Origin of the sequence: Rugosimonospora acidiphila, assembly GCF_039543385.1 — a bacterium.
GTDB lineage: Bacteria > Actinomycetota > Actinomycetes > Mycobacteriales > Micromonosporaceae > Rugosimonospora > Rugosimonospora acidiphila.
The window spans coordinates 157,604-177,697 of record NZ_BAABJQ010000017.1 but is presented as its reverse complement, the minus strand read 5'-3'; the positions used below and the strand labels follow the sequence as shown (position 1 = coordinate 177,697).

Annotated in this window: 19 protein-coding genes; 11 read left to right on the top strand and 8 right to left on the bottom strand. The window is 67.5% G+C overall.

The features are described 5' to 3' along the window. Window positions 1-268 precede the first annotated feature (268 nt). Entirely contained in the window at window positions 269-865 is a 597-nt protein-coding gene (locus ABEA87_RS26285) for a TetR/AcrR family transcriptional regulator (protein WP_345633963.1), read from the bottom strand. A gap of 138 nt (window positions 866-1,003) precedes the next feature. On the opposite strand from ABEA87_RS26285, the gene pdhA reads away from it, so the two are divergent. From pdhA to ABEA87_RS26265, 4 genes are all read left to right on the top strand, one after another. Beyond that, window positions 1,004-2,122, top strand: coding sequence for a pyruvate dehydrogenase (acetyl-transferring) E1 component subunit alpha (pdhA, locus tag ABEA87_RS26280; protein ID WP_345633961.1), 1,119 nt, complete (start codon window positions 1,004-1,006; stop codon window positions 2,120-2,122). Beyond that, complete coding sequence (locus tag ABEA87_RS26275) at window positions 2,119-3,111, top strand: alpha-ketoacid dehydrogenase subunit beta (RefSeq protein WP_345633959.1); 993 nt, start codon at window positions 2,119-2,121, stop codon at window positions 3,109-3,111. Before pdhA ends, ABEA87_RS26275 begins: the two co-directional genes overlap by 4 nt. A 13-nt stretch (window positions 3,112-3,124) precedes the next feature. Further along, window positions 3,125-4,396, top strand: coding sequence for a dihydrolipoamide acetyltransferase family protein (locus tag ABEA87_RS26270; RefSeq protein ID WP_345633957.1), 1,272 nt, complete (start codon window positions 3,125-3,127; stop codon window positions 4,394-4,396). Between the two features lie 373 nt (window positions 4,397-4,769). After that, window positions 4,770-5,480, top strand: coding sequence for a DinB family protein (locus tag ABEA87_RS26265; protein WP_345633955.1), 711 nt, complete (start codon window positions 4,770-4,772; stop codon window positions 5,478-5,480). A gap of 35 nt (window positions 5,481-5,515) precedes the next feature. Here the strand turns inward: ABEA87_RS26265 and ABEA87_RS26260 are convergent, their stop codons facing one another. Then, a complete protein-coding gene (locus ABEA87_RS26260) occupies window positions 5,516-5,686 on the bottom strand; it encodes a hypothetical protein (protein ID WP_345633953.1) in 171 nt (56 codons plus the stop codon). Window positions 5,687-6,095: 409 nt separating this feature from the next. Here ABEA87_RS26260 and ABEA87_RS26255 point away from each other — a divergent pair, with 409 nt between their 5' ends. Then, complete coding sequence (locus tag ABEA87_RS26255) at window positions 6,096-6,275, top strand: hypothetical protein (protein ID WP_345633951.1); 180 nt, start codon at window positions 6,096-6,098, stop codon at window positions 6,273-6,275. A gap of 259 nt (window positions 6,276-6,534) precedes the next feature. Here the strand turns inward: ABEA87_RS26255 and ABEA87_RS26250 are convergent, their stop codons facing one another. From ABEA87_RS26250 to ABEA87_RS26235, 4 genes are all read right to left on the bottom strand, one after another. Next, window positions 6,535-6,906 (bottom strand): GNAT family N-acetyltransferase, encoded by a 372-nt coding sequence (locus ABEA87_RS26250; protein WP_345633949.1) that lies wholly within the window; start codon window positions 6,904-6,906, stop codon window positions 6,535-6,537. Window positions 6,907-7,216: 310 nt separating this feature from the next. After that, window positions 7,217-8,230, bottom strand: a complete 1,014-nt coding sequence (locus tag ABEA87_RS26245) for a DUF4331 family protein (RefSeq protein ID WP_345633947.1) — start codon at window positions 8,228-8,230, stop codon at window positions 7,217-7,219. A 301-nt stretch (window positions 8,231-8,531) separates the two neighbouring features. Next, entirely contained in the window at window positions 8,532-9,305 is a 774-nt protein-coding gene (locus ABEA87_RS26240) for an isocitrate lyase/PEP mutase family protein (RefSeq protein ID WP_345633945.1), read from the bottom strand. Window positions 9,306-9,330: 25 nt separating this feature from the next. Then, a complete protein-coding gene (locus ABEA87_RS26235; protein ID WP_345633943.1) occupies window positions 9,331-9,624 on the bottom strand; it encodes a putative quinol monooxygenase in 294 nt (97 codons plus the stop codon). A gap of 307 nt (window positions 9,625-9,931) precedes the next feature. Between ABEA87_RS26235 and ABEA87_RS26230 the strand changes: the two genes are divergently transcribed. Next, entirely contained in the window at window positions 9,932-10,633 is a 702-nt protein-coding gene (locus tag ABEA87_RS26230) for a DNA-3-methyladenine glycosylase family protein (RefSeq protein WP_345633942.1), read from the top strand. Between the two features lie 65 nt (window positions 10,634-10,698). Here the strand turns inward: ABEA87_RS26230 and ABEA87_RS26225 are convergent, their stop codons facing one another. Further along, window positions 10,699-12,390, bottom strand: a complete 1,692-nt coding sequence (locus tag ABEA87_RS26225; RefSeq protein ID WP_425570956.1) for an amidase — start codon at window positions 12,388-12,390, stop codon at window positions 10,699-10,701. Here ABEA87_RS26225 and ABEA87_RS26220 point away from each other — a divergent pair. From ABEA87_RS26220 to ABEA87_RS26210, 4 genes are all read left to right on the top strand, one after another. After that, the gene (locus ABEA87_RS26220; RefSeq protein ID WP_345633938.1) at window positions 12,389-13,186 is read left to right on the top strand and encodes a TetR/AcrR family transcriptional regulator; all 798 of its coding nucleotides are present in this window, start codon (window positions 12,389-12,391) and stop codon (window positions 13,184-13,186) included. The genes ABEA87_RS26225 and ABEA87_RS26220 overlap by 2 nt on opposite strands. A gap of 165 nt (window positions 13,187-13,351) precedes the next feature. Beyond that, window positions 13,352-14,260, top strand: a complete 909-nt coding sequence (locus ABEA87_RS26215) for a pyridoxamine 5'-phosphate oxidase family protein (protein ID WP_345633937.1) — start codon at window positions 13,352-13,354, stop codon at window positions 14,258-14,260. Window positions 14,261-14,450: 190 nt separating this feature from the next. Beyond that, window positions 14,451-14,708, top strand: coding sequence for a DUF488 family protein, N3 subclade (locus tag ABEA87_RS42710; RefSeq protein WP_425570958.1), 258 nt, complete (start codon window positions 14,451-14,453; stop codon window positions 14,706-14,708). Window positions 14,709-15,013: 305 nt separating this feature from the next. After that, on the top strand, window positions 15,014-16,762 hold the full coding sequence (locus ABEA87_RS26210; RefSeq protein WP_345633936.1) for an MOSC and FAD-binding oxidoreductase domain-containing protein: 1,749 nt from the start codon (window positions 15,014-15,016) through the stop codon (window positions 16,760-16,762). A 363-nt stretch (window positions 16,763-17,125) separates the two neighbouring features. Here ABEA87_RS26210 and ABEA87_RS26205 read toward each other — a convergent pair whose 3' ends face one another. Continuing rightward, window positions 17,126-17,992, bottom strand: coding sequence for an alpha/beta fold hydrolase (locus ABEA87_RS26205; protein WP_345633935.1), 867 nt, complete (start codon window positions 17,990-17,992; stop codon window positions 17,126-17,128). 1,038 nt (window positions 17,993-19,030) lie between these two features. On the opposite strand from ABEA87_RS26205, the gene ABEA87_RS26200 reads away from it, so the two are divergent. Then, window positions 19,031-20,026 (top strand): LacI family DNA-binding transcriptional regulator, encoded by a 996-nt coding sequence (locus ABEA87_RS26200; RefSeq protein ID WP_345633934.1) that lies wholly within the window; start codon window positions 19,031-19,033, stop codon window positions 20,024-20,026. The last annotated feature ends 68 nt before the right edge of the window (window positions 20,027-20,094 follow it).

Genomic DNA, 20,094 nt, shown 5'->3' with positions numbered 1-20,094 from the left:
CCCAGCTGATCGAGCCTTTGTCCAAGATCTCGTGATTTCAGCCGTCCCACAAGCCGGAAGCGAGACAGTTCATTGTCAGTCAGCTCTTCCGCGACGTCGACCGCAGAGACGTTGGCGCGGAGGTGGTCGGGGCGTTGTCGGTGGGCGGGCGCACCACGGTGCCGGGTGCGCCGGCACCCACCTACGGACAGTCCGTGACGAAACTCGCCCAGGAGCGGGTTGAGGCGAAGGTGTCTCATCCGACGTAGGGACGTCAGCGACGCTGAGCTCAGGTCTCGAGCTCGCCTGCGATTGCGAGCTGTCTGAGGGCGGCCCGGGCGTGCGCGGTGGCTTTCGTTCGGCTGGGCGCGGCGCGCAGTCCGAGTAGCCGTTGCCGATGTGGTTCGCCGAGCAGCAGGGTGAACAGCGACCTGGCGAGCTCGACGTCGGGTTCGGCAAGCAGCTGGTTGAGCGCCTGGATGTAGGACTCCGGGCCGTCGTGGTAGAACCGCTTGGCCAAGTCGGGGAACCTGTTGGCTTCGATGATCATGAGTTTGTGCAGGCTGATGGCTTCGTCGGAGTGAAGGGCGAAGACGATCTTCGCGGCGAGTTCTTCGAGGGTGTTGCCGTCGGTGGCGAGGCCGAGGGTGCGCCGGCGCAGGCGTTCGACCGCGGCCAGGAAGATCTCGGTGCGGTCGCCGAAGTAGCCGTAGATCGTGCGCTTGGTCACGTGCGCCGCCGCCACGATGTCGTCGAGGGTGACCTGCCGGAAGCCGCCGGTGACGAACAGGCGAACGGCGGCGTCGAGGATGTCGTCGCGCCGCTGGGCGCGTTCGGCTTCGGTCGGCCGGCCCCGTTTGCGCGGGGACTCATCGTCGGTGGCCATCGTGGCTCCTCGTGATCGACAGCGCGTTCCACGCTATCCTATAATGAACCGAACTTCGTTTCATTAAGGCCACCGGACGACGCGCCCGATCCGATCGATCGACGGCCGCGGCGCACCTGGGCGAGAAGGAGACCCCACATGCCTCCGAGCAGCAGGACAACGCGCGGCGACCGCGCGTCGCGAGCCGGGCGCGAGGCCGCCGGGCTGTCCCGGTCCCCCGACGACGACCGTCTGCTGGCGTTCTACCGACAGATGGTGCTCGTGCGCCGGTTCGAGGAGCGGGCCGCCCGCGCATACACCGAGGCGAAGGTGGGCGGGTACTGCCACCTGAACCTCGGCGAGGAGGCCACCGTCGCGGGACTCATGGCGGCACTGGACGACTCGGACTACGTCTTCACCAACTACCGGGAGCACGGATACGCGATCGCGCGCGGGATCGCCCCGGACAGGGTGATGGCCGAGCTCTACGGGCGGGTCGACGGCGTCTCACGCGGCTGGGGCGGGTCGATGCACATCTTCGACGTCGCCTCCCGGTTCATGGGCGGGTACGGGATCGTCGGCGGGCAGGTGCCGCTGGCCACCGGCGCCGCGCTGGCGATCGACTACCGCGGCGGCACGGAGGCGGTCGTCTGCCTGATGGGTGATGGCACCACGAACATCGGGGCGTTCCACGAGTCGCTGAACATCGCCGCCCTGTGGGGGCTGCCGATCGTGTACGTCGTGGTCAACAACGGACTCGGGATGGGCACCAGTGTCGAGCGCTCCTCGGCCGAGCCGCAACTGTACAAGCGAGCCTCCTCGTACCGGATGGCCTCGGCACGCGTCGACGGCAACGACCCGGCCGCGGTGTTCGAGGCGGCCGGGCTGGCGTTGGCCAGCGCCCGGGAGCACAGGCCCTATCTGCTGGAGACCGTCTCGGGGCGCCTGAAAGGCCACTCCGTCGTGGACCCGGCCCGGTACCGCAGCCGCGAGGAGGCCGAAGCGCTCAAAGCCGCAGATCCGATCGCCGCCTACGCCGTGCGGCTGCACGGCCATGGCCTGCTCACCGACCAACTCATCGCCGAGGTCGAGGCCGAGGCGAGCGCGGTGGTCGCGGCCGCGGCCGCGTATGCCGACGCGAGCCCGCATCCGGACGTGTCGACCCTGTTCGACTACACCTACGCCACGCCGGTGCTCAACAACTCGCGCCGCATGCCGGGCGAAGCGCTGTTTCCCGCGGCCGGCCCGACCGGCGTCGCCGCGGGGGTGTCGGCATGAGTGTGATCAGCTACCGGCAGGCGCTGCACGACGCGCTGCAAAGCGAGATGCGCCGCGATGAAAACGTGTTCCTGATCGGTGAGGAGATCGGGCTGTTCGAGGGTTCCTACAAGATCACCGCCGGGATGTTGGCCGAGTTCGGTCCCCGCCGCGTGCGCGACACCCCGATAGCCGAGGAGGGCTTCACCGGCGCCGCGATCGGCGCGGCGATGCTCGGGCTGCGCCCGGTCGTGGAGATCATGACGATCAACTTCTCCCTGCTCGCCCTCGACCAGATCGTCAACCACGCCGCCAAGATCTACGGCATGTTCGGCGGCCAGGTCCGCGTCCCCCTGGTGATCCGCACCCCCGGCGGCGGCGGACAGCAGCTCGGCGCGACGCATTCGCAGAACATGGAGCTCTACTACGCCTTCATGCCCGGCATGAAGGTCGTCGCACCGTCGAGCCCGGCCGACGCGAAGGCACTGATGCTCGCCGCGATCCGCGACGACGACCCCGTACTCGTGCTGGAAAACCTCGCGCTGTACAACACCGTCGGGGAGGTTCCCGACGGCGACGAGCCCGCCGAGATCGGCAGGGCCGCCCTCACCCGCGAGGGTGCCGACATCACCGTGGTCGCCTACTCGCGGATGGCCGCCGTCGCCCTGCAGGTCGCCGAGCAGCTGGCCGGCGAGGGCGTTGATGTCGAGGTCGTCGACCTGCGCAGTCTGCGTCCCCTCGACCGCGACACGATCATCGCCTCCGTGCGCAAGACGAACTGCGCCGTCGTGCTCGAGGACGACTGGCTCACCTACGGCATCGGCGCCGAGATCGCCGCGACGATCTCCGACGGCGCCTTCGACTGGTTGGATGCGCCGGTGCGTCGCGTGGCGATGGCCGAGGTCCCGCTCCCCTACGCCAAATCCCTGGAGACCGCCGCCCTGCCCTCGGCGCACGACGCGGTCACCGCCATCCGTGAAACCCTCCATGCCGTCGGCCGGCACCGCTGAAGAGGACACCAGCATGATCGACATCCGGATGCCGCGCCTGTCCGACACCATGACCGAAGGCGCCATCACCACCTGGCACAAGCAGCCCGGCGACCCGATCGCCCCCGGCGACGTCCTCGTCGACATCGAGACCGACAAGGCCGTCATGCAGCATGAGGCGTACGAGGCCGGCACCCTCGCCGAGATCCTCGTCCCCGAGGGCCGCAGCGCCCCCATCGGCGCCCCCATCGCCCGTCTCGACGACGGCGGCGGCGAGGCGACCAACCGCCCCGCAGACAGCCGCGAGCCAGCCGTCCCGCACGCGCCGGCCACCGGCGGGGCAACCACCGGGCGGGCGCCGACGGGCCGCGCGCCGCGCGCACCCCGCGGCGCGCCCGAGGATCGGGGCGAGCGGCGCGCGGCGACTCCGCTGGTGCGCAAACTCGCCCGCGAGCGCGGCATCGACCTGGCGGGCGTCGCCGGCACCGGACCGGGCGGCCGGATCGTCCGCGCCGACCTCGACGCTCTGCCCGACCAGTCGCCCCCGGGACCCACACCGGCGGGGGCGAGCGCGGTGACCGCATCCGCCGCGCCGGACCAGGACCCGCGGGGGCCCCGGGCTGTGCCCTTCGACGCGGTTCGCCAGTCGATCGCCGCCAGGCTCACCGGCAGCGCCACCACCATCCCGACGTTCACCGCCACCGCGTCTGCCCGCGTCGATGACCTGCTCGCACTGCGCACCCAGATCAACAGCGCCTACCGCGGCACCGGGACGAAGGTCAGCGTCAACGACCTCATCGTCCGGGCGGTGGCACTCGCCCTGCGGGCACACCCCGGGATCAACGCGTCATACTCGCCCGACGGACGCGGCCAGACTCTCATCCACGACAGGGTTCACATCGGCGTCGCGGTGGCGTCCCCGGCCGGGCTCGTTGTCCCCGTTGTTCGAGACGCTGACGGCGCCTCGGTGACCGCCATCTCGGCCACGACACGGGAGCTGGTGGACAAGGCTGCCCATCGAACGCTCACCACGGACGAAATGAGGCACGGCACCTTCACCATCAGCAACCTCGGCATGTACGGGATCGAACACTTCGACGCGATCATCAACCCACCCCAGGCGGCGATTCTCGCCGTCGGCTCCACGCGCGCGGAACTCACCCTGGCTGGATCCGACGTCGTGACATCCACACGCATGCGCTACACCTTGACCGCCGACCATCGTGTCATCGACGGCGCGCTGGCCGCGAGATTCCTCGCCACGCTGACCGACCTGTTCGAACACCCGCTGCGGCTCGTGGCATGAGCATCGTGGTGGCGGCAGCGGCCGGCCGGCGCGAGGCACCCGCGCCGGCCTTTCATACTCGACCGGTCGCCCGGAACCGGCTCAGCGCAGGCGCGGAGCCAGACGCCGACCGCGGCGCTTCCCGCGGTGTCGGACACACCTGGGAGTACAGAAGTAGGTCCAGCTGACGGTCGTCATGGGTACGCGAACGTGCCCGGCTTCCGCTCCTGCCGAATTGAGGACGCGCTCGCGTGCACCTAGCCGAACGTTGACCTCGTCTCGTATGGTGCGAGGTCGCCGGCTCGGCGTGTTTCCGCTGGTCCAGGCCCGGCTACAGCACCCTCTACCCGCGGTAACTGCGCGGTTGTCGGAACGCCGGTGGATACTGCCCGGCATGGCGAGCTTCAAGGATCAAGACCTGACTGATGCCGAATTCCGCGAGTGTGACTTGACCCGCGCTCGTCTGATCGGGGTGATAATGCAGGACGCTGTGATCGACGGGCTGGTCACCAATCTGGTGGTCAACGGAGTCGAGGTGACGTCGTATGTCGAAGCCGAGCTTGATCGCCGGTATCCGGTGCGGCTGCTGCTGCGCTCAGCCGATCCGGCGGACCTGATGCAGGCTGTCCGGCAGCTGCGGGCCGGCTGGGCGGAGACGGTCGAGCGGCTGCGAGCGATGCCCAGGGGTTCGGAGCAGCAGCGCGTCGGCGGCGAATGGTCGGCGGTAGAGACCCAGCGCCATCTGGTGTTCGTGCACGACTCGTGGTTCCGCCGCTGCTGTCTGGGATCGACCGAGCCGTTCACCGCGATCGGGCTGGCGTGCGAGTTCGTCCCTGACCAGGAGGAGCAGGGCCTGGACCGGGCGTCGGCCCCCAGTCTCGACGAGGTGCTGGCCGCGCGAGACGTGCAAGGCGCTGAGCTAGAGCGTTGGCTGTCGACGGTGACGGCCGATCAGCTCACGGCGTCCGCGCCAGTGCCGGCGGGCCCGGGTTGGCCGCCGCATGCCAGGGAAAAGTCGGTGCTGGAGTGCGTTCAGGTGGTACTGAACGAGGAGTGGGCGCACCACGGTTTCTGCGTTCGTGACCTCGATCTACTCGGATCATGACTCTCGCCACGAGGTTGCGTGCGACCAGCAAGGATTCACTTCCATGCCGCGATCCGCTCGCTGACCGCCAAGGCGAAGACCGTCGCCGTCATCGGCCAGACCGCCTCGAACACCCCGACCGGAGGGGTCAGCGCGGGTACCGTCTGCGCCGAGGGCCAGGGCGGCGGCGCCTGCCCGAACCCGGTGGCCCCGTTCGCCAGAGGCATGAACGGACCTGCCAGTTCGACTGACGAGGACAATCCGCTGGCCGTCTCATGACCGTGGGATCAGTGTGGGCCGTCGCAGGCCGTGGCGGCCCACACTGTGCATCACCCGGGCGTATTGGCTCTGGGCCGCTTCCGACCTTGTGTGGCTGCTCCCGCGCCGACCGTCCGTCCGTGGTCATGACACCGTCGCGCCTGATGGTTGGAGCAGGGCCGGTGAGCATCATCGAAGACAACCGATCACCCGTCAACGGTTCCTCCAGACAGCGCAACCGAAAACTCTCAGACCGCTTGCTCACCCCAAAGCGCAGCTTGTCCAGGGCCGCCGGAGCCGACCGGCGCTTGACAGATGTTGCCTGTGCGGCGTGTCACGCCTGAGTTTGAGGCGTACGCGTTTCGGATACCTGGTGCCATGTCTTTCTGGAGCAGACTCAAGCAGAGGCAGAGTGAGCAGGTCGAGCAGCGTCGCAACAAGGCGATCGAGGAAGCACTTGCCCGGGGTGCTACCCCGGATCAGGCAAAGCGGGCCGGTGATCGAGCGGCGCGGCGCTACACCAACGCCGCCATAACGGGTGCAATCAACAGCGGTTGACCCGACGGGTAGGGGCGAGATGCCTCGTCATCCGTTGGAACGTGCTGTGGCGGACAGGGTTGGCTCCCGACAACCGGAGATTCGGGAGCCCGCCCTGCCTTCGTCTTTCTGGGAAACTCGCGGGACGTTTCATCCAGCGGGCATCAGCCCTGACTGAATTGGCCGCGTGGCCTCCGCAACCCGCCACCAACGACGTCGACCATGTCACCGCCCCGCCCCAGCCGCGTGACACGCACGGTCCCCACCCACCACGCCGACCTCAGTCGGCGTCGATTCCGACCACGGCTGCGTCATCGTCCCCGGCGGGGACCTCGCCGGCCGGGCGGCCCGCCCAGCTTCCCGGATGTGCCAGGTCGATGAGTATCTCGTATTCCGGGTGCCGCTGGATGTACCGGTCGACGATCCCGCAGAAGTTCGTGACGCTCAGACCTCTGGCGCGGATGTCTTCCAGGGAGTCCCGGATGAGTATCTTCACCAGTCCCCTGCCGCGGAACGACTCCTGGATGAAGGTATGCGTCAGAACGCGCCGTGAGCCCTGGTCCTCGTACACCAGGAGGCCAGCCTGCTGCCCACCCACCCGCAGCTCGTAAAAGCGGTTGGCCGCGTCGTCACGAACCTCGATCGTCTCCACGCTAGTGCCTTTCGATGCCATGCCCATTGTCATGCCCGCATCCATCCTGCCGGTGATGATGGCGCAACGTAGGACTCCGGGTGCGTATCGGATGTACCAGTACCGCCCCCGGACACGTCCCGCGCCGTCTGAAACGCCGCGCAACTGGACCATGGTTTCCTCGGCCGCCCTGGAACGGGCCGGGGCGGAGTTCTCCGCCCTGTCACATCGCCCGCCACCGCGGACCCAGTCTCATCCCGTCGCCGGTCGGGGCGCGCCAACCAGCGACCGGGATCTGGTTCCGGTACCTCCTCGTTGCCCTCTCGCCCGCTCAGCCGCGGTCGGGGACGGGGACGTAGGGGAACTCCATCGAGATGCGGTCGGGGTCGGGGTTGGCACCGTCGCCCAGCGGTGAATTCGTGGTCAGCGACAACATGACATCCATGACGTCGTCGTGCAGGGTCCGCCCGTTGAAGCCGACGTAGTCGAAGGAAGCCGGAGTACCCAGTTCGTAAGGCAGCGTGAGCGCACCGAACCTGTCGAGCACCCGTTGCGCGTACGCCTGAGGATCGTTGGCGGTACCCGCGAGGAACGTTGTCTCCCGGATCACCTCGCCGATCCGGTCCAGCACCGCGGCGTTGTCCCCGGACGGCGTGGTGCGGTTGTAGGTCTCACGCAGGTCGTCGTCGCGTGCGTACAGGTGCGTGATCAGCGGCAGCCCCCAGCGCGCCACCTGCTGCTCCGGCGCGTGGCCGAACAGCGAGATGGTGGCCCAGGCCTGGACCAGGCCGACGCCGATCAGCTCGTTCGGGACCTCCAGCACGATGGCCGCGACGCGACGCGGCGCGAAGAAGTTGACGTGGTTGTCGAACGCCTCGGGCTTGTACTGCCCTTCGGCGAACGCCGCCTCGAACGCGCGCAGCGCGGCCGAATCACCCGCGAAGACATCCTGGGTCAGGCCGGTAAACACCCGCACGCCACTGTCGGCGGTGACGATGCGCGACGTCGTCCCGGCGGCGACCAGGTCACCGTCGGCTCCGTGGCCCGCGCCGTCCCCGATCGCCCGGCGTACCTCGAAGTTCTGTACGTGCTCGCCGCCGGCACCGTGGTTGGTCTCGCCAAACTGGACCTTGAAGGACACGTCCTCGCGGCCGTGACCGTTCGTGTCGAAGCGGAAAACGTAGAGCCCTTCGTCGCGGAACAGCGGACCCTTCGCCGGATCCGCTTCAGGATTGACCGTCATCACCATCACGGTCGATCCCGGCCGGCCGGCGAACAGGTACAAGTCACACAGGTTGAGCTTGGGATCCTCGCGACCGGTCGGGGTGTCGAAGTGGTGTGACATCGAGTCGTGCCTTTCATCGTCTGCCTCAGGACACGCGCCCTCAAACGGAGGCGAATCAATACGCATCGCGCAAGCCGCATGACACGAACATCACCTTGCTCAGCTCCAAGTGTCGGATAGGACAGCCCGAAGGGCGTCCGGGTGCACCGGCGTGCCAGCGGTGTTCTTCAATAAACCGACCGCGACCAGCGGGATTCCCATCATCGACAATACCCCGGCGCGGTAAACACGGCCGCGTTAACCGAGGTGATCAGATTGACCTGGACACCGATTGGGTCACGGGCATGGAGCCCAGCCATGGTCATTCCCTGAAGAGATCGGCGTAGCGGGTCAGCCGGGCCTGGACCTGTGGGTACGGCGTTGCCGACCCGGGCGTCCGGCCCTCCCGCACCGCCACCGCCACCTCAACAGCGGCGTCCATCGCCGCACGATAGGGCAACGAACCGGTACTGACGCGGCGGATTCCAAGCTCGCCGAGGTCGGCCACGGTCAGGCCGGGCACAACCAGCACATTGACCGGCAGGCTGATCGCGGCGGCGAAGGCACGCAGTTCGTTGGGTTCGGTCGCACCCGGGATGAACACACCATCGGCGCCGGCGGCGGCGTACGCAGCAGCGCGCTCAAGCACGGCGGCCGCTGTCGCGTCCTGGCCGAGCCAGTAGTTGTCGATCCGGGCGTTGACGAACACCTCGGGGTTACGGCGCTTGATCTCCATAATCTTCGCAGCCTGGCGTTCTGGATCGACTAACGCCTCGGCGGTGCTGTCCTCGATGTTGATGCCCGCAATACCGAGGTTGGCGACGTAGGCGGCGACCTCGCCGGGGTCATCGCTGTACCCATCCTCGATGTCGGCCGAGACGAAGACAGGCAGCCGTCGCAGGGCCTGGGCAAGCGCCATGGTTGAATCCCTGCTGGCCCGGGCGCCGTCTGGATGACCGACCGCGGCTCCGACTCCGAAGCTTGTGGTGCCGATGGCCGGGAAGCCGCAATCGGCCAGCGCGATGGCGGACCCGACGTCCCAGGCATTGGGCAGCAGGAGGGGCGTGTCACCGTGGTGTAGGTCATGGAAAGTCACGGCAGGTTCCTTCGTGCTCGGTGAGTCAGGCGGGAATGTCGTACTCCTCGACGACTCGCCCGGACAGCAGCGGCACGATTCGCGCGAGTAGCAGGTCGGTGAAATGCGGCGTGCGGCGGTGCTCGGCCACTGCCTCACGCGAGGCGTACCGCTCAAGCAGCACGTAGCTTCGGGGATCGTCGACACTCCGGTAGACGTCGAAAGCCAGGTTGCCTGGCTCACTGCGTGCCAGCGGGACGAACTGGTCGAGTAGGTCGAACACCTCACTTTCGTGTCCCGGCCGGATTGAGTGCCGGGCTATGAGCTGGACCTGTGGCATGGCTTACCTCTCGAGCTTGTCGAGGTTGGCTCGAGAACGTGAGCCGCCGACCATCCCCGTTTTGGGATGGCCGGCCCAAACTAGCCACAGCTTTCTGGGATGTCAAGCCCATTCTCTGTCAGGCTGATGGCGTAACTGCCACGGGCGCTCATCGCCCGCAGTTGACGGCAAAAGGGCAAGCCACATGTGCGTGTTTCTGCGCGGTATGCTGGCGTCCCAGGCCGTTCGGGATGAGGCGCCCACGTCGGGCTCGACAGTCTCTGCTGGGCCTAGCCACTTCAAGCGAGTCATTAGGTAGCGTTGAGCCATGACCGCCCGTGACATCGAGCAGGCGTATGCAACCCTGGCTAAGCGTGACCGCGTGCTCGCCTCGTTGCTTCAAGAGTACGGCCCACAGGAGCCCTTCCAGTGGCATGACGGCGGCCGGACCGGTTCGAGCCAATTCGCGGCGATGCTGCTGCACATCGTCGGGCAGAAGATCTCGGCGATCTCCGCGTTCGCGGTCTACGATCGAGTCGCTTCAGCGACTGATGGAATCCCCACGCCCACCGGCGTGCTGAGATTGGGCGCCGGGCGCCTACGGGCCTGCGGACTATCCGAGGCTAAGGCCTCCTATGTGCTTGACTTCGCCCAGGCGCAAGCCACCGGAGCCATCGACATCGAGGGTATGGAAGGCCTCGACGATGAGCAGGTCGTCAGCACCTTGACCACCGTACGGGGCATTGGCGTGTGGTCGGCCGAGACATTCCTGATTCACAACCTGCGACGACCGGATGTCCTGCCCGCAGGGGACCTCGGTCTTCGTCGCGCTGTCCGCAACCGCTGGAGTACCGACGGGTTGCCTACCGTGGCCGAATTGCGGGCGATCGGAGTGGCGTGGTCGCCCTATCGATCCTACGCGGCCGCACTGCTCTGGCGGTCGCTACGTCCTGTCGGCGAGCTATCCGATCCAAAGGCACGCGCGCTGAGTCGGGCCGCCTCGAAATCCACTCCGGTAGGCGACACGTGAGCGGGCGACCCGATCGGCCTCTCCGGTCATGCCGATGAGCAGCCGCGCACCCAGTCCCTGCCGGACTAAGCTGACAGACCCCGACGGGCCAGGGCCGGCAGATCAGCGCGCCGATGCCCCGCCGGGTTGGCCTGCTCGAAGGTCTTTCCCACGGCCAACAACCCCCGCTCACCGTGATGCGGGCCGACGAGTTGCAATCCCACCGGCAATCCCGACGGGGTGAATCCGGCTGGGAGCGCGAGCGCGGGGCACCCGGTCATCGTGATGTCGTACCCGACTCTGATCCAATCCAGGTAGGTGGTCTGAGGCACGTCGTCGATGAACGGCGGATACTCCAACTCGACCGGGAACGGCACAGTCGAGGCGGCGGGAGCCACGAGGAGGTCGTAGCGCTCGAAGAACTCCCGGGCCCGGTGGTAGAGGCGGGTCTGGGTCTCGATAGCAGCAGCGATATCACGACCCGACAGCCAGCGGCCCTCCTCGACGTTCCAAATCAAGCTCGGTTTGAGCTGGTCGCGATGGCGCCGGATCGCATCGTCCAGCAGATAGGCCAGCGTCCACGCTCGCAGGGTGCGAAACGCCTCGTCGGCGCCGTCGAAGTCGATGCTGGCCTCCTCAACGACACAACCTAGGTCAAGGAGAGTGCCGATCTGGGCGTCGATGACGGCGCGTACCTCGGGGTCCACGTTGACCATGCCACCCAGATCGGGGGCCCACCCGACCCGTAGACCCCTCAGATCGGCAGGGTCGATGCTGGTGTACATGCCAGGGTCCTGGTTAAGCCCGAGGGGACTGCCCGGGTGGGGTCCGGCGATCACCGACAACAACAGGGCGGTGTCGTCGACGGTGCGACCCATGGGGCCGTTGACCAGCAGCGGCTGCCATCCGAATGCGGTGGGGATGTCAGGAACTCTACCGGGCGAGGGGCGCAAACCGACAACGTTGCAGAATGAGGCCGGGTTGCGCAGTGATCCACCCAGGTCCGAGCCTTCACACACCGTAGCCATCCCGGTCGCCAGTGCGGCGGCCGCTCCCCCGGACGAGCCGCCGGCCGAAAGCGCGGGGTCATACGGATTGCGGGTCGGCCCGAACAGGGTGTTGTCGGTGTGGCCGCCCATGCCGAACTCCGGCACGTTCGTTTTGCCCAGCACGATCGCCCCGGCTGCCCGCATCCGCGCCACGACTAACTCATCCTCGTCGGGCACGTTGTCGGCCCGCAGCGGGGAGCCGTGCGTGGTGCGCATCCCCGCCGCGTCATGAGTGTCTTTGATCGCAGCCGGCAGGCCATGCAACGGACCAGTGCGGTCGCCGCGCGCGATCGCCGCATCGGCTGCCGCGGCCTCGGCCAGTGCCCGTTCCGGGTCCAGAGTCACGATAGCGTTCACGCACGGGTTAATCGCCGCGATCCGTCGCAGATGCGCACTCACCAGCTCGGTGGCTGAGACGACTCTGGACTGTATGAGAGCCGCCTGCTGCCGGATCGACAACAAACAGAGGTCATCCTCCGTTGTGGGCTCCTCACCACCGCGCGAGGCACTGACCGCTCCACCCTGCACAAAGCCAACAGTAACCCGGACCGCATGGGCCCACAACGACCCGGCCTCATCACACGCCAGCACTGCAGGAACGGGCGGAATGGGGACAATACGCCGCCAAGGCCTAACGGGTCGAAGGGACGGCGGGCCGTCCGCTATTATTCTGGGATACCTTATCCAATCCCGTTCCCGGATCGCATAGCTGGTAGGGCCAATCGACATGTCATCGACCGCCGCGGCAGCCGCCCAGGGACCGGAGTCTGCTGCGGGGAACCCTCTCACGCGCAAGGGCCAGGCCACGCGGGCCCGCATCGTGCTGGCCGCTGCCGATCTCATCTCCGAGCGCGGTGTGGCCGGCACCAGCATCGAGGACGTGCGGCGAGCGGCCAAGGTCAGTGGATCGCAGATGGCTCATTACTTCCACGACAAGCGCAGCCTGGTGCACGCCGTGATATCCCACCAACTCGACGCGGTCATCGATTTCCACACCCAGCCGCAGCTGGGCCAACTCGACAGCTTCGAGGCGCTTCGATTGTGGGCGGACCTCAACATCGAAGAGACCTTGGCGCGCAACGTCGAGGGTGGCTGTTCGTTCGGCGCGCTGGCCGGCGAGTTGGTGGAGACGGACTCGCGCATGCGCGCCGAACTCGCCGCCGGGTACGACCAGTGGGCTGAGGTCCTGCGCGCGGGATTGGCCGCGATGCGCCGCCGTGGCGAGTTACGCACTGACGCCAAGCCCGATGTACTGGCCTCGGTACTGTTGGCCGCCCATCAGGGTGGTTCGCTACTGAGCCAAACCAAACGCGACATCAAACCGCTGCGCGATGCACTCAACGCTGCGCTTGACTACGTGCACTCCTACGCCCCCGAAGGCGTCGCCCTCCCGCGGCCGCGCCGCCGCCCAACCGGTCGGTCAACGGCGACGAAAGATTCTCCGCCCTCGCTACGCACTGCCGTCGAAAGCCGCACTGGTCGCCGCGAACAATCCACGAGGCGCCGCGTCCGCACGACCCAGTAACCGCGCCCCGCCAGCGCCCGCCGCGGACGGCGGGTCTCCCCCAACACGGGAACGCCGCGCGCAGGCCGGACCCAAGCCGGGCGAGCATACTGGGTGCCGTGTCCCAATCCTGCTCTATCCTGAGCGGGCGGGACGCGGGCCGCCAACGGAAAGGTTCCGACACCGATGGTTTCAGGGTTTCATGAGGGCGAGCTGGCAATACAGGCCCGCGCTCGTGTCGTAGAGGAGGCCAGCCGCCTGGCCGGGATGCTGGACAATGCTGAGCTGAGTGGTGGTTTCCGCCGCTTCCTCGCCGAGAAGGAGTTTGCCGCTGTCACCGCACGCGACCCCGGCGGTCGGCTCTGGATCTCGCCGCTGTTCGCGCACCCGGGGTTCCTCGATACCCGCGACGGAATCCTCCAGATTCACGCTGTACCCCGTCCCGGGGACCCCCTCGCGGCACTACGCAAAGATCAGCCGGTCGGCCTGGTCGTCATGGATTTCGCCACGCGCCGACGCGTTCGCATCAATGGGGTGTTGGTCGGTGTCGGAGCGGACAGCCTGCGGATTGAAGTGGAACAGGCGTATGGAAACTGCCCCCAGTACATCCAACAACGCCAGATACGGCACATCCCCCAGCCCGGGTCGGAGCCTGGCGGTTCAGCGACGCCGGCGGCTACCCCCGCCGACACTCAGGTGCGCTTGATCCAACGCAGCGACACCTTCTTTCTGGGCACGGCCCACCCTACGCGCGGCGCCGACGCTTCCCATCGCGGCGGTCGTCCGGGCTTTGTTCGGACCTTCGACGGGGACATCTGGTGGCCGGACTATCCCGGCAACAACATGTTCAACAGTCTTGGCAATCTCGCCGTGAACGATGAGGCGGCACTGCTGTTTCTCGACTTCGACACCGGATCGACGTTGCACCTCTCTGGGACGGCGCGTGTCGAGTGGATCGGCCCTGGGATGCCTGGTGACGATGGCCACACCGGGCGCCGGGTGCGTTTCAGTCCGGTGGAGGTTGTCCGAGGACCCACGCTGGATCTGACAGCCGACCAGCCCCGATTCTCACCATTCGACCCACCGTTGACGTGACCCACGCACGTATTTCGTCAGGCCGCTGCACCCGCCGGGCGCCGCGTTCGGAGTGCGCGCGGCCCGCCCGGCCGTGCGCGACCGGTTGCGGGCGGACTCTGCTTCCCAGAGCCACCGGAGCGAACTGGGCGAGCAGCGAGGGCTAGCCTCTCGAACCGCAACGAGTTCAGACTGATCACATGGCCGAGCACTGCGCGGCGTCTCCCACGAGCAGGCCAGCCTCGACGCGTGGGGCCGAGAGGCTGCACCTTCGCCTGAATTGCGGGACTGGTACGGACACCAGCCACACCTGTTCGACGACTCTCGCACTAGGTATCTCGACGAACTCACCCAACCTGGTCCCGCCGAGGCGCCCTTCGGCGCTACCACGAGCGCGGGCCCCTCGTCCTGCCCACGGCAACCAAGGCGATCGAGATCAGCCACGCGACAGTGCTCGGCGGATTGCTGAGGATCGAGTCGTTCCCATTCTGACCGGGTGCCCGCGCGGCGGCGAGGGAGTTCATTGCCGCGCAGCCGTGTCGGCCGGTGGCGTGCGCCCCAGTTGTCCTCCGAGCCGTTGTCCCGCCCCGCATGGCGGCCGATGCCGTTCACCGCGAACCAGTCGTTGCGGTGCGCATACGGGACAGACCAGCAGTGGGTGGAGCAACGGGCGTGAGCTCGGTCTTGCCCGAATCACCGGCGGTCAGCTGGTCCAGTAGGCGCTGTCGGCTATCCCGTCTGGGATGCGCAACCCAGATGTATTACTCTCACGTCATGACCGGCGTCGACTCACGTGGACCGGCCACCCTGCTGTCAGTGAACGTCGGAATGCCCGCCGATCACGAGTGGAGTGGCGGAGTCGTCCGCACCGCGATCTGGAAGTCCCCTGTCACCGGTCCGGTTCGAGTCGGCAGGCTGAATGTCGCAGGCGATGGCCAGGCCGACAAGCTCGGGCACGGCGGTGAATCTCGTGCCGTGATGGTGTATCAGATCGAGTCGTATGACTACTGGCGGCGCGAACTGGGCCGCGATGACCTCGAGTTCGGCCACTTCGGCGAGAACTTCACCGTCACCGGGCTCGCCGACGACGAGGTCTGTATCGGGGACCGGTACCGGATCGGTACGACCGTGTTCGAGGTCACGCAGCCCAGGGTCACGTGTTACCGCGTCGGCATCCGCCTCGGCGTACCCACGATGGCGTCATTGTTGGTGCGCCACCGCAGGCCGGGCTTCTATCTGCGTGTGCTGGAGGAGGGCGAGGTCCAGGCCGGCGACAGCATCGTCCGGATCGGCCGTCCCACGGCAACATTGACCGTGGCCGGGATCGACGGCCTGCTGTATTTGCCGGGCAGGTCGACCGACGATCTGCGGGTGGCCATCGGCATTGACGCCCTCAGCGCGGGTTGGCGCGGCGATTTCGTCCGAATGCTCGACGAGACCGCAGCCGCGGAAGATCCCCATGCCGCCCGCGGCTGGCAGGGCTTCACCCCACTGCGGGTCGTCAACGTGCGGCGGGAGACCGAGGACATCCGGTCCGTGGTCCTGGCGGCAGCGGATGTGGCAGCCGGACTGCCCGCCGCGGCGGCCGGCCAGTACCTGACGATCCGAGTGCCGAGCGCGGACGGCAGCGGCGCGAACGTCCGCAACTACTCGCTGTCCTCCGCACCCGGCGCGGACCAGTACCGGATCAGCGTCAAACGGGAGCCACTGGGCGCGGTCAGCTCATGGTTACACACCGGGCTCACCCCGGGGTCCACACTCGACGTCGCCCAGCCGAGAGGCACGTTCCTGCTCAAGGCCGGGACGAACCCGGTGCTTCTGGCGTCGGCGGGCATCGGGATCACACCTGTCCTGGCGATGTTGCATGCGCTGGCAGCCGAAGGCTCGGCCAGGCACGTGTTTTGGGTCCACGTCGCCAGGACGCCGGAGGCTCAGGCGTTCGCCGCCGAGGTTGAAGGTCTACTGGCAAGCCTGCCAAGCGTCTCGGCGCACACGTTCTACACCAAGGCGGCGTCTGCGGGGTCCGACGGTAGGGCGACGCCGCACAGCGGACGACCGGACATCGAGGCTCTTCGCGCGCTGCAGATACCCGTCGATGCCGACGCCTACGTGTGCGGCCCGGCGTCATTCATGACGACCATGACAGCGTCTCTAGCCGAGCTAGGACTTGACCCACAACAGGTACATAGTGAGACCTTCGGAGCCAGCGCCACTCCAGGGCCCGACGCTGCCACCGTGGCGCACGCCCCGGACGGTCCGCCTGGCACCGGCCCAGCGGTCACATTCTCCCGCAGTGGCCTGACCGTGCCGTTCGATAGCCGCTACGGCAACCTACTGGAGCTGGCGGAGGCGTGTGAGATCCCGGTGCGCTGGTCCTGCCGGACTGGGGTGTGTCATTCATGCATCACGACGCTCGTGTCCGGTGCCGTGGACTACGAACCACAGCCGCTGGACCCGCCTGCCGGAAACGGACTGCTGCTGTGCTGCGCGAAGCCGACTGAGGAAATCGTCCTCGACGCGTAGCGCCCCGGCGTTGGTTTGGAACGGCGGCGCGACCCCCACTCATGGCGACTGCTGTCGGAGCATCCCGACTAGGCAGCGCCCATGGCGTGTCAACGCGCGCCGTTCCCACGATGACATTTCGCGGCACGGACGAAGACTCGCCGCGCCTCATTTGCGAAGCTGTGGTCACCCGGCGACCTTGCTGTGATAAAACCTGATGACCCCTGTCGGCGATCTGGTCAGGCTGTCCTCGATCGCGAACTGCCCGCAATCCAGGTCAGCATACAGAGCTCGCCGATCAAGCTCGGGTGGCTTCACATGCCGCAATGCGACTCACTTCGAGGCGACCGGTAATGCGCTGCCTCACACGGTGACCCCGGCGGCTCAGGACATCGCCTGGGCGAGAAATTCGCGCACGTGGTCGGCGATCGGCTCCAGGTGCGTTTCCAGTGCGAAGTGGCCAGTGTCGAGAAGATGAATTTCCGCATCAGGGATGTCGCGCTTGAACGCTTTGGCGCCCTCGGGACCGAAGACCGGGTCGTTGCGACCCCAGACGGCCAGAAGTGGGGGCTTCTTGGCGCGGAAGCATTCCTGGGCCCGCGGGTAGAGGTCAAGGTTGGTCTTGTAGTCCCGGAAGAGGCTGAGCTGTATGACGTCGTTGCCCGGCCGGTCGATGCTGGCCTGGGCGTGACGCCATGCGTCGGGACTGACCACGCTCACGTCCGGCACGCCGTACTCGTACTGCTTGCGGGTTGCCTCCAGCGTCAGCCCCTGCCGCGCGGCCGCCTCGGTCTTCGGTCCGGGGTTCTTGCCGTAGGCGATCAGAGGATCCCAGAACTCCCCGACGAGCCCTTCGGCATACGCGTTGCCGCTCTGGGTGATGATGGCCTTGACGGCATGGGGCTGGCGGAGCAGCAGTCGCAGCCCGACGGGCGCGCCGTAGTCGTGCATGTAGACCGCGTACTCAGGGATGTCGAGCATCTTGAGGAGTTTGGACGTCACGTCGGTCAGGGCGTCGAAGGTATAGGAGAACTCCGTGACCGAGGGCATCGACGAATAGCCGAACCCGATATAGTCCGGCGCGATGACGCGGTACCGGTCAGCGAGCATCGGGATCAGATCGCGGAAACTGTGCGAGCTCGTGGGGTAGCCATGCAGGAGCAGCACGGCGGGACCATCCCGCGGCCCGGCTTCCCGATAGAAGACGTCGAGGCCGTCGATGGTCGCGGTCCGGAAATGCGTCTGGTTCATGGCTCATCTCGCCTTTGCGATCATGGCTGCGCCCGTTGCGATCGGCGTCTCCCGCCGGTGGCCGCTGTGGCCAGTATCCCGGCAACCGTCGTCGGAGTCCTGGAGTCTCCGCTTTTTCTTGGCCGAACCCGGTTCTCGGACACCGCCCGGGGTCAGACACCAGCCCGGTTGTGCGTCAACGTCCAGAATCCTCCTACCTCGCGCGATCGGCACGAGAAGGTCGCGGGCGCGCTCACGTCGACAGGTTCCGGGCGATCGGTGCCACCTCGTACGTCACGCCATCACCTTGAGCGTTTTCCAAGAAGCACCACCCACGGCACCAGCCGGTTGCGCGGCATGGCGCAGCATCGGTCTCGACCGTCGACCCGGAGCGTCCGATAGCCGCGCGGCGGGCAGCCGGGGGCGTTCCCGGATCGAGGCGGCACGACCGGGACAACCAGCAACAGTCGGCCTCCGGTGTCGGCCGTGACATGCCGTCTGCGCCCGTCGACTCTCTCGCCGCCGCCGAGGCCGCAACTGGCGGCCACATCGTCTCCCCGCGCGGTGCAACCGTTGGCCGCCTGGACGCTTTCCAACAGACCGTGCCCGGCCTGCCGCGCCGCCCGCCTACTGGCCCCTGCAGACGAACGGTCGCTAGCCAATTGGGTCGGAGCCGACGGGCGGACGCCGGTCTCGACCGCAAGGGGGCCAGCCTCGTCAAGCCGATGAGCGTCGAACCACCCGAGGCGCTGGCCCGCCCCGCCGAGTGACCCCACCCACGCCCGCCTCAGGCTCCGCTTCACAGCCGTGGCAGGCGGCCCCGGGGCGTTGATTAGCTGAGCTGCTCAGAAACAACACCTCACCGTGGCTCCGCTGACCGCCCGGCGATGACGAGGATGGCGGCCAGGCCCAGAATGGCGAATGCGGGCTGGGCCCTCCCCGGCAAGACGAGCACGCCCAGCGTGGATCTCCATCACCGCTTCGCCTGAGAGCGCTCTCAGGTCTACGGTTCAGGGTCGTTGCGGCGATTCGATGGGTGGGATGAAGGTGCGGGGCCGGATGAGCAGGGTCAGGCCGACGATCGAGGATGTCGCTCGTGCGGCTGGCGTGTCCCGCGCGACCGCGTCCCGTGTCATCAACAACGCGCCTGGGGCATCCGGGCCGTTACGGGCCCGGGTCAGCGCAGCAGTTGCCGAATTGGGTTACCAGCCCAACGAGACCGCCAGGGCACTGGCCTCTGGCCGGCAACGTGCCGTGGACGTCGTCGCGGTGACCTATGGCCCCGGGCCCGGTTGGCTCGCGACCCACCCGTACTTCAGCCGAGTCCTGGCCGGCATGATGCCGGTCCTCGAACGTGTCGACGCTCAACTGCGGTTGCATGCGGTAGGTCTGCGGTCGAGCGCGGCAGCGATCGATGAGATCGCCGACAACGCCGGACTCGGCGTTGTCCTCGCCGACATCACCCCAGCGCTGGCCGTCCGGGTCCACCGCCGGTGCCGTCGCACGGTGTCATTGGTGCCCACCGCACCGTCCGTTCCCGGCGTGGAGGCCGACAACATCGGCGGTGCGTACGCCGCCGTCAACGAGTTGCACCAGCGCGGGTGTCGGCGGATCGCCGCGATCCACGGGCCTGCCGCCAACCCCTGCGCGATCGACCGGCGTACCGGGTATCGGCAAGCGGTCGACGCCCTTGGCCTGGCCGAGCTGAGCGCCGACGGCGACTTCCGCCGCGAGGGCGGCTACCACGCCGCCCAGCGGCTGCTGGAGCAGCACCCGGACATCGATGCGATGTTCATCGCCTGCGACCTGATGGCCGCTGGAGCCATTCAGGCCATCACCGCCAGCGGCCGGCGCGTGCCACACGACATCAGCATCATCGGTTTCGACGACAGCATCGCCGCCGTGTGCACCAACCCACCCCTGACCACGATGCGACTGCCAGTCGAGGACATGGCCGCGGCCGCCACCCGCCTGCTACTGGAGGGCACCCCGTCAGCTGGTTACCGGCAGCGGTTCCCGGTCGATCTCGTCGTACGCGACAGCACCTGCCGCTAGACGCTACGTAAGGCAACGAAGATGCCTCGGCGCGAACGGATTGGTACCGCTAACGTGGCGGTCGACGA

Coding starts and splice junctions, on each gene's coding strand:
- ABEA87_RS26265 (WP_345633955.1), top strand. CDS start 4,770: ATGGCGAGCTTCAAGGATCAAGACCTGACTGATGCCGAATTCCGCGAG.
- ABEA87_RS26225 (WP_425570956.1), bottom strand. CDS start 12,390: ATGTCGATTGGCCCTACCAGCTATGCGATCCGGGAACGGGATTGGATA.
- ABEA87_RS26205 (WP_345633935.1), bottom strand. CDS start 17,992: ATGAACCAGACGCATTTCCGGACCGCGACCATCGACGGCCTCGACGTC.
- ABEA87_RS26220 (WP_345633938.1), top strand. CDS start 12,389: ATGTCATCGACCGCCGCGGCAGCCGCCCAGGGACCGGAGTCTGCTGCG.
- ABEA87_RS26275 (WP_345633959.1), top strand. CDS start 2,119: ATGAGTGTGATCAGCTACCGGCAGGCGCTGCACGACGCGCTGCAAAGC.
- ABEA87_RS26230 (WP_345633942.1), top strand. CDS start 9,932: ATGACCGCCCGTGACATCGAGCAGGCGTATGCAACCCTGGCTAAGCGT.
- ABEA87_RS26200 (WP_345633934.1), top strand. CDS start 19,031: ATGAGCAGGGTCAGGCCGACGATCGAGGATGTCGCTCGTGCGGCTGGC.
- ABEA87_RS26210 (WP_345633936.1), top strand. CDS start 15,014: ATGACCGGCGTCGACTCACGTGGACCGGCCACCCTGCTGTCAGTGAAC.
- pdhA (WP_345633961.1), top strand. CDS start 1,004: ATGCCTCCGAGCAGCAGGACAACGCGCGGCGACCGCGCGTCGCGAGCC.
- ABEA87_RS26215 (WP_345633937.1), top strand. CDS start 13,352: ATGGTTTCAGGGTTTCATGAGGGCGAGCTGGCAATACAGGCCCGCGCT.
- ABEA87_RS26235 (WP_345633943.1), bottom strand. CDS start 9,624: ATGCCACAGGTCCAGCTCATAGCCCGGCACTCAATCCGGCCGGGACAC.
- ABEA87_RS26270 (WP_345633957.1), top strand. CDS start 3,125: ATGATCGACATCCGGATGCCGCGCCTGTCCGACACCATGACCGAAGGC.
- ABEA87_RS26245 (WP_345633947.1), bottom strand. CDS start 8,230: ATGTCACACCACTTCGACACCCCGACCGGTCGCGAGGATCCCAAGCTC.
- ABEA87_RS26255 (WP_345633951.1), top strand. CDS start 6,096: ATGTCTTTCTGGAGCAGACTCAAGCAGAGGCAGAGTGAGCAGGTCGAG.
- ABEA87_RS26260 (WP_345633953.1), bottom strand. CDS start 5,686: ATGCCTCTGGCGAACGGGGCCACCGGGTTCGGGCAGGCGCCGCCGCCC.
- ABEA87_RS26285 (WP_345633963.1), bottom strand. CDS start 865: ATGGCCACCGACGATGAGTCCCCGCGCAAACGGGGCCGGCCGACCGAA.